Annotated in this window: 1 protein-coding gene; it reads right to left on the bottom strand. The window is 65.7% G+C overall.

Annotated features, from left to right (window positions below):
• Positions 1 to 373: 4Fe-4S dicluster domain-containing protein (locus ASC75_RS26805; protein WP_244487909.1), on the bottom strand; the 373-nt coding region annotated here is incomplete at both ends.

Below are 373 nucleotides of genomic sequence, written 5' to 3' on the forward strand. Positions count from 1 at the left end.
GGCATCGACCCATTCGTAGACGCCGGCCGGGCAGTAGCGGCTCGACGGGCCGGCAAAGACGCCGTATTCCGAGCGCTTCTGCAGCTCCATGTCCCTGACCTGGAGGTGAACCGGCTGGTTCTCCTCGTGGTTGGTGTTGGACAAGAACACCGACGACAGGCGGTCGAAGGTGAGCACGCCGTCGGGCTTGGGATAGTCGATCTTGCTGTGCTTGGCCGCCGGCTCGAGCGACTGGGCGTCGGTCTTGCCGTGCCTGAGCGTGCCGAAGGGCGACACGCCGAACAGCGTGTTGAGCCACATGTCGAGGCCGCCGAGGCCGACGCCGAGGATGGTGCCGAAGCGCGACCACAAAGGCTTGACGTTGCGGACCTTC

The sequence above is a fragment of the Aminobacter sp. DSM 101952 genome (assembly GCF_001424795.1).
GTDB lineage: Bacteria > Pseudomonadota > Alphaproteobacteria > Rhizobiales > Rhizobiaceae > Aminobacter > Aminobacter aganoensis.